The sequence below is a fragment of the Collimonas fungivorans genome, assembly GCF_028292705.1.
In the GTDB taxonomy this organism is placed as follows: Bacteria; Pseudomonadota; Gammaproteobacteria; order Burkholderiales; family Burkholderiaceae_D; genus Collimonas; species Collimonas fungivorans_B.
This window is the reverse complement of sequence record NZ_JAQGLV010000323.1, coordinates 1-7,435: the sequence shown is the minus strand read 5'-3', so window position 1 is coordinate 7,435 and position 7,435 is coordinate 1. Positions and strand designations below refer to the sequence as shown.

5 protein-coding genes, 1 tRNA gene and 1 pseudogene are annotated in these 7,435 nt (G+C 59.7%); 1 reads left to right on the top strand and 6 read right to left on the bottom strand.

Going from position 1 to position 7,435, the window contains the following annotated elements; translation table 11 throughout:
- The 5 genes and pseudogenes from JWQ61_RS18360 to JWQ61_RS18340 form a co-directional block, all read right to left on the bottom strand.
- Positions 1 to 416, bottom strand: a pseudogene (locus JWQ61_RS18360) (type IV-A pilus assembly ATPase PilB); the annotation flags it as partial.
- Positions 417 to 538: 122 nt separating this feature from the next.
- Positions 539 to 1,828, bottom strand: a complete 1,290-nt coding sequence (locus JWQ61_RS18355) for an HlyC/CorC family transporter (protein ID WP_304361769.1) — start codon at positions 1,826 to 1,828, stop codon at positions 539 to 541.
- A 42-nt stretch (positions 1,829 to 1,870) separates the two neighbouring features.
- Positions 1,871 to 1,947: transfer RNA gene (locus JWQ61_RS18350), tRNA-Pro, on the bottom strand.
- 91 nt (positions 1,948 to 2,038) lie between these two features.
- Positions 2,039 to 2,989 carry an octaprenyl diphosphate synthase gene (gene ispB, locus JWQ61_RS18345; protein ID WP_304361770.1) on the bottom strand — a complete coding sequence of 317 codons (951 nt, stop codon included), beginning with the start codon at positions 2,987 to 2,989 and terminating at the stop codon, positions 2,039 to 2,041.
- Between the two features lie 202 nt (positions 2,990 to 3,191).
- Positions 3,192 to 5,534: a Tex family protein gene (locus JWQ61_RS18340; protein WP_304361768.1), complete on the bottom strand. Its 2,343-nt coding sequence runs from the start codon at positions 5,532 to 5,534 to the stop codon at positions 3,192 to 3,194.
- Between the two features lie 372 nt (positions 5,535 to 5,906).
- Here JWQ61_RS18340 and aqpZ point away from each other — a divergent pair, with 372 nt between their 5' ends.
- Positions 5,907 to 6,602, top strand: a complete 696-nt coding sequence (aqpZ, locus tag JWQ61_RS18335; RefSeq protein ID WP_014007892.1) for an aquaporin Z — start codon at positions 5,907 to 5,909, stop codon at positions 6,600 to 6,602.
- 63 nt (positions 6,603 to 6,665) lie between these two features.
- On the opposite strand, the gene prmC is transcribed toward aqpZ, so the two are convergent.
- A partial coding sequence (gene prmC / locus JWQ61_RS18330) for a peptide chain release factor N(5)-glutamine methyltransferase (RefSeq protein ID WP_304361767.1) occupies positions 6,666 to 7,435 on the bottom strand: 770 nt, incomplete at its 5' end.

The window sequence follows — 7,435 nt, the reverse complement described above, 5'->3', positions numbered from 1 at the left end:
TCGACGATGATAGGTTCTACCGTCAGCTCGGTCTGGAACTTGATCTGGTCCAGCGCCTGGATATTGGTCGGATCGGAAAAGGCGACATAGATCTTGTTGCCGCGTTTCGCCAGGGCCAGTACGGAATGGGTTTCCATCAGCTTGGCGTCGATGGCCTTTTCCGGCAGCATGCCGAGGTTGAGTACGCTCAGGTCCAGCTGCGGATAACCGAAGGTCTCGGCGCAAAACAGCGCGAGCGAACGGGCGTCCAGGTGCCCGCTTTCCAGCAGGGCGGCGATAAACGGCGTTTGACTCTCGCTAGCCTTTTTGTGCAGGGCCTCCAGCTGAGGTACGGAAAGACGTCCGGCTTGCAGCAATGCGCGGGCAAGTCCGGAGATCGGACTGGTGGAATTAGCGTTGGGAAATACTGCTGCCATAGGGGGTCAATACCAAAAGATGTGCCGAACCATTCGAACCGACCAATGATGCCCTACGGGAAACTCACTTGTAAAGGATTTGTGAAGAAATGTGTCGTAAAAGTTGCCGATGGGCAGTGTTTTTAATGTTCTTGTAGTTTATTCGGCCGCATCAATTTGGCAACCTTGATCGCCTGGTTTTGCACCTGCACGATTTCTATGATGCATCCGGCAATTTTCAGGCTGACGTTGTTGTCGGGAATATCCTGCAGCCATTCGAGCAGCAAGCCGTTCAGGGTCTTGGGACCGTCGAGCGGGAAATTCAAGCCCAGCCGTTTGTTGATGTCGCGCAGGGTAGTCGCGCCCTCTAGCAGGCATTGCCCTTGCGGATTCCAGGAAAAACTGTCGGCGCGCGCCGCGCCCGGCTTGGAAGTGGTGAATTCGCCAATCATTTCTTCAATGATGTCTTCCAGCGTGACCAGCCCCTGCACTTCGCCATACTCGTCGACGATGATGCCCAGCCGTTCGTGGTTTTCCTGGAAATATTGCAACTGCGTGAAAACGTCGGTGTCTTCCGGAACAAAATAGGGGGTAGTGAGCAGTTGGCGGAAATGTTCTACCGTCAGTTCCTCTTCCTGGTTCAGCAATACCATGGCCTTGCGCACGTGCAAAATGCCGACGATCTGGTTGATTTCACCTTCATATACCGGCAGCTTGTTGTGATAGCAGGTGGTCAGCTGGTGCTTGATATCCTCTACCGAGGCCGACAGGTTCAGCGCCTCGACTTGCGCCCGCGGCGTCATGACGTCTTCCACCGAGATTTTTTCCAGGTCGAACAGGTTGAGCAAGATGCTTTTGTGTTTTTGCGGCATGAAATTGCCGCCTTCGAGCACGATCGAACGCAGTTCTTCCGGCGATACCCGTTGTTCCTGCGCGTGTTTGCCGGTTTTGATGTGCAGCAGCCTGAGGATCGCCGACACGAACAGGTTGACGAACCAGATCAGCGGCTTGGCCAATGCCATCAAAGGCTTGAGCACGAAGCTGGTAGGCAGGGCGATGCGCTCGGGATAGGTCGCGCCTATCACTTTCGGCGTGATTTCGGCGAATACGATCAGCAGGAAGGCGACCGCCGCGGTAGCGATGGTGATCACTTCCTGGTGATTGCCGAATGTCGTAATGGCAATCGCCGTCACCAGGGCGGTGGCCAGGGCGTTGACCAGGGTGTTGACGATCAGGATCAGCGACAGCAGCTTGTCGGTCCGTTCCAGCAGCCATAGCGTGGTGGTCGCGGCTTTGCTGCCGCGCTTGGCCAGGTGGCGCAGGCGGTGTTTGTTGGCGGCGACCAGGGCGGTCTCCGCCATTGCAAAAAAAGCCGACAGGAAGATGAGTACGACTAGTGCAAGTAACTGCACCCATATGGGCACGGCATCCAAAGGGTCACCGTAAAGGAAAGGTTAATAAACCAACGTGTTATGTGGTCGGGGTGAGAGGATTCGAACCTCCGGCCTCTACGTCCCGAACGTAGCGCTCTACCAGGCTAAGCTACACCCCGATCTAGCTGTCCAATGACTTGGACAGGTTTTGGGGCTGCCGGCTCGCACCGTGGCGCGCGGTGGCGATCCAGCAGTCCCCTTGCTGAATTCTCAGTGATTCCGATCCACTGCGAACGCAGATAATTGTAGCAAAGAATCCTTGAACTGACTATTTGGCAACCCGGAGATCGCCGCCGCCGCCCGCTGCGAGGCTTTCTCTGCTTCATGCCTGGTGTAGTTCAGGGCGCCCGAGCTGGTGATGGCGGCGAGGATTTCATCGAAATGCTGTTCATCGCCGTTTTCGATGCAGCTGCGCACCAGTGCGCGCTGCTCGGCGCTGCCATGCTCCATCAGGTAAATCAGGGGCAGGGTCGGCTTGCCTTCGCGCAGATCGTCGCCGACGTTCTTGCCGATATCGCTGGCGTTGCCGGAATAATCCAGGACATCGTCGATCAGCTGGAACGCGGTGCCGAGCGAGCGGCCGTATTCGCCTGCAGCGTCAATCGCGTCGTCGCCGGCGCCGGCAATCAGGGCGCCAAGCTGGGCCGCTGCCTCAAATAGCTTGGCGGTCTTGGAACGGATCACCTGCAGGTAGTTTTCTTCGGACACGTCCGGATTGTGCATATTCAGCAATTGCAGCACTTCGCCTTCGGCGATGACGTTGGTGGCGTCGGCGACGATCTGCATCACGCGCGCATTGTCGACCGCTACCATCATCTGGAAGGCGCGCGAATACAGGAAATCGCCCACCAGCACCGAGGCGGCGTTGCCGAACAGCGCATTGGCGGTCTGGCGGCCGCGCCGCAAGGACGATTCATCGACCACGTCGTCGTGCAGCAGGGTTGCGGTATGGATGAATTCGATCACCGCCGCCAGTTCGTGGTGTTTTTCGCCGCTGTAGCCGTAAGCCTGGGCCATCAGCAAGACCAGCACCGGGCGCAGGCGCTTGCCGCCGGCGCTGATGATGTATTCGGCAATCTGGTTCACCAGCGGCACATCGGAATGCAACTGCCGGCGAATCACTGCGTTGACCGCTTCCATATCGGCCGCGATCGGGGACATCATGAATTGTGAGGATGAAGTGTTGGGAGCGGCTGACAAAATAAAACCTGTTGGAAATCGATTGTGCCGTGATTATACGATGACAGCCGCGATTAGGGCCCGTTGGCCCCAAATTGGCTCTCGCCCGAACTGGTATTGGCGTACCGGACAGTGCCGCCTCGCGCTGGCGCAGGGCGGGCCTTGTCCGGTGCCGGGGATATTGCTATCCCTTTAACTTTGCAAAGGCGGCGGCCATGGCGCTGTTGGCCGGCGCCGGCGCCGCCTGCTTTTGCTGGGACAGGCGCTTGGCGTCATTGCGGTCGGCGCGCTGTTCCGGTTTGGCGCCGGCGACCGGCGCATTGTCGGTCAGGCGCATGGTCAGCGCGATACGCTTGCGCTTTTCATCGATTTCCAGCACTTTCACCTTGACCACCTGGCCGGCCTTGACCACGCTGTGCGGATCCTTGACGAACGTATTCGAGAGCGCGGAAATATGCACCAGGCCGTCCTGGTGCACGCCGATATCGACAAATGCGCCAAACGCCGCCACATTGGTGACCACGCCTTCCAGGATCATGTCGGGACGCAGGTCGCGGATTTCTTCGACGCCATCCTTGAAGGTCGCGGTGGTGAATTCCGGGCGCGGGTCGCGGCCGGGTTTTTCCAGTTCCTTGAGGATGTCGGCGATGGTCGGCACGCCGAATTTTTCATCGGCATATTTGGCCGGGTTGAGCGATTTCAGCAGCTTGTCGTCGCCGATCACGCCCTTGACGTCTTTCTTGATGTCGGCCAGGATTTTTTCCACCAGCGGATAGGATTCCGGGTGCACCGCGGAGCCGTCCAAAGGATTGTCGCTGTTCATGACGCGCAGGAAACCGGCCGCCTGTTCAAAGGTCTTTTCACCCAGGCGCGGCACTTCCCGCAGCCCGGCGCGCGAAGTAAACATGCCTTTCATGTCGCGATAGGTAACGATGCTCTGGGCAACGCTGGCATTGAGGCCGGAAACCCGCGCCAGCAGCGGCGCCGACGCCGTGTTGACGTCTACCCCGACCGCATTCACGCAATCTTCCACCACCGCATCCAGCGAGCGCGCCAGCTGGGTCTGGCCGACGTCATGCTGGTACTGGCCGACGCCGATCGACTTCGGATCGATCTTCACCAGCTCCGCCAGCGGATCTTGCAGGCGGCGCGCAATCGACACTGCGCCGCGCAGCGAAACGTCCATGTCCGGCAGTTCGCGCGAGGCGAATTCCGAGGCCGAGTAGACTGAAGCGCCGGCTTCCGACACCACGATCTTGGTCAGCTTCAGCTCCGGCCGCAGCTTGATCAGGTCTTGCGCCAGCTTGTCGGTTTCACGCGAAGCGGTGCCGTTGCCGATCGAAATCAGCGACACCTTGTGCTTTTCCGCCAGCTGCGCCAGCGTGTGCAGCGAGCCGTCCCAGTCGTTGCGCGGCTGGTGCGGATAAATCGCGGTGGTGTCGACCACCTTGCCGGTGGCGTCGATCACGGCTACCTTGACACCGGTGCGCAAGCCAGGATCGAGGCCCATGGTGGCGCGCGGTCCGGCCGGCGCCGCCAGCAGCAGCGCTTTCAGGTTGCGCGCGAAGACGTTGATCGCTTCCACTTCCGCGGTTTCGCGCAGCTTCGTCATCAGCTCGGTTTCCAGGTGCATGAAGACCTTGACGCGCCAGCTCCAGCGTACCGTATCGCTCAGCCATTTGTCGGCGCCGCGGTTCTTGTTGCTGATGCCGAAACGGGCGGCGATGCGGCCTTCGCACGGATTGTGCGGAGCATCCCATTTCGGTTTTTCTTCTTCCGTGTCGAGGCGCAGCACCACATTCAGGATTTCTTCGCGGCGGCCGCGGAACAGCGCCAGCGCCCGGTGCGATGGAATCGTGCCTATGGTTTCGGAATAGTCGAAGTAGTCGGCGAATTTTTCGCCGGCGTCCTGTTTGCCTTCCACTACTTTCGATTCGACCACGCCGTGCTCGGTCAGGTATTCGCGCAGCGCCTGCAGCAGCGCGGCATCTTCCGAGAACCGCTCCATCAGGATCTGGCGGGCGCCGTCGAGCGCGGCCTTGGCATCGGCGACGCCAGGGTTGTCGCCATTATCGGTGCTGAATGCCGGCTTCAGGTACTTGTCGGCTTCCTGCTCCGGATTCAGTTCGGGATTGCCCAGCAGGGCATCGGCCAGCTCGGTCAGGCCGGCTTCGGCGGCGATTTGCGCCTTGGTGCGGCGCTTCAGCTTGTACGGCAGGTACAAGTCTTCGAGCCGGGTCTTGTCCTCTGCCAGCGAGATCGCTTGCAATAGCGCCGGCGTCATTTTCCCCTGTTCTTCAATCGAGGCCAGGATTGCGCCGCGGCGGAGTTCCAGCTCGCGCAGGTAGCGCAGGCGTTCTTCCAGCAGGCGCAGCTGGATATCGTCCAGGCCGCCGGTGGCTTCCTTGCGGTAGCGAGCGATAAAGGGCACGGTGGCGCCTTCGTCCAGCAGGGCGACGGCAGCGGCGACCTGCACCGGTTTGGCGGCAAGTTCAAGGGCGAGACGTTGTTCGATCGAAGGCAGCATAGAGAGTCGAGAGTCTTAAGAATGAAAATCAAGCGTTGGATCATACGCAATCCAGATAATTCCGCCAGTCTTGACAGTCCGAAAAGAAGCCGCCCTGAAATACGCCTGGCCGAAAAGCTTGTCATATCACCATATTTTTATTTCCTGGTGGTATTATTTATGCGCGCTTGTCAGACTGTTCGATAGACAACTGCCAGACGAATCTGATCTGACGTGAGGAAAATGGTTGTAAATGAAAAATATTGTTAAATGATAATTTTTTTCTTGTTTGCCGATGAGTCAGCAAATATGCTTGTGGCCGTATGCGACAGGGCGAAGATGTAAAGCCCATTGTTCATTAATCACACAGTAGTATTTCTTCAGGAGTCAAATATGCATCTTTCTAAACGTCTGGGCGCGGAAGCCCTTGGCACATTCTGGCTGGTCCTCGGCGGTTGCGGCAGCGCTGTGCTGGCGGCCGGATTCCCGGGCCTGGGAATCGGTTTTCACGGCGTCGCGCTGGCTTTCGGCCTGACCGTACTGACGATGGCGTTCGCCATCGGCCATATTTCCGGCTGCCACCTGAATCCGGCAGTGACGCTTGGACTGGCTACCGCCGGCCGTTTCCCGAAAAGCGAAATCCTGCCTTACTGGGTTGCCCAGGTAGTCGGCGGCATTATCGCCGCAGGCGTCCTGTACCTGATCGCCACCGGCAAAGCGGGTGCGGAGATCGGCAATTTCGCCGCCAACGGTTATGGCGACCATTCGCCGGGCCTGTATTCGATGAACGCGGCCCTGATTTCTGAAGTGGTGATGACTTTCATCTTCCTGATCGTGATCCTGGGCGCGACCGACAAGCGCGCGCCAGCAGGCTTTGCGCCGATCGCGATCGGCCTGTGCCTGACCCTGATCCACCTGATCAGCATCCCGGTCACCAATACCTCGGTGAATCCGGCGCGCAGCACCAGCCAGGCGCTGTTTGTCGGCGGCTGGGCGTTGCAGCAGCTGTGGCTGTTCTGGCTGGCGCCGCTGGTCGGCGCGGTTATCGCGGGTATCGTGTACCCGGCAATCTGGGGTGAGAAGGACTAATGTCCTGATCCGGCATGGATGTAAAAAAAGCGCGGCATGCCGCGCTTTTCTGTTTTTTGCCGATTAACCTGGCGCCCTGCGCCTGCCGCCGCTGACGCGTTCGATGCCGGCGATGTCCTCCCAGCTTTGCACGGCGTCAAATTGCTGCGCCTGCAGCAGTTCACGCACCGCCGGCGCCTGATCGTAGCCATGTTCCATCAGTAGCCAGCCGCCGTCTTTCAGGTGGCGCGCTGCGCCATCGATGATGATGCGCAGCGCGCTCAAGCCGTCTGCATGGTCGGTCAGCGCGTCTTGCGGTTCGAAGCGCAGGTCGCCCTGCGTCAAGTGGCTGTCGCCGGCAACGATATACGGCGGATTGGCGACGATCACATTGAACTGCCGGTCGTCCAGCGCGCCGTACCAGCTGCTTAACAACAGCTGCATGGGTGACTGGCCCGGCGCCAGATGGCGCGCGGCGTTGCGGCCGGCCACCGCCAGCGCGGCGGCGCTGACGTCCAGCGCGGTCAGTTGCAGGTCCGGACGGCTGTGGGCGATGGCGACCGCGATGGCGCCGGAACCGGTGCCCAGGTCCAGCACCCTCAGCGTCTCCAGGGCGCCGGCGGCAGGCAAATGCTGTAGCGCCAGGTCCACCAGCAGTTCGGTCTCAGGGCGCGGAATCAGGACGTCGGGGGTGACTTCGAGTTGCAAGCCATAAAATTCGCGCTGACCGACAATGTACGCAATCGGCTCGCCCAGCAAGCGCCGCTGAAACAAGGCCGACAGCTGCTGCGCTTGCCCGGCGTCGATAGTCCGCTCGTCCTGGGTAATCAGCTGTATCCGCGTCAGCTGCAGCG